This is a genomic window from Psychrobacter sp. TB20-MNA-CIBAN-0197, assembly GCF_040309765.1.
Classification (GTDB): domain Bacteria; phylum Pseudomonadota; class Gammaproteobacteria; order Pseudomonadales; family Moraxellaceae; genus Psychrobacter; species Psychrobacter submarinus.
Genome location: NZ_JBEOPC010000580.1, coordinates 1 through 272 on the forward strand (window position 1 = coordinate 1; position 272 = coordinate 272).

Annotated in this window: 1 protein-coding gene; it reads right to left on the reverse strand. The window is 60.7% G+C overall.

The genetic code is table 11. From position 1 onward, the window contains the following. On the reverse strand, positions 1-272 hold a 272-nt coding region (locus tag AAEY83_RS15050), incomplete at both ends, for an SRPBCC family protein (protein ID WP_351060168.1).

Genomic DNA, 272 nt, shown 5'->3' on the forward strand with positions numbered 1-272 from the left:
GCCCTGGACCGGTACGCCTTTGAGGTAAGGCGCAGGCTCTGCCCCGAGGTTGTTCAACATCCGCTCGCTGTACCAATCGACGAAGTTGACCACGCCGAATTCATAGGTTTTGGAGTAAGGCCCCGGCTGGTAAGCGGTGGAGTTGATCCCGCGCTGGTTTTCCTCAGCCAGACGGCGGTCCTGATCGTTGGTCGCGTCCCACACCTGGCGCATGCGCTCGACGTCGTAATCGACACCTTCCACCGCATCCTTGTGCACCAGCCACTTGGTGG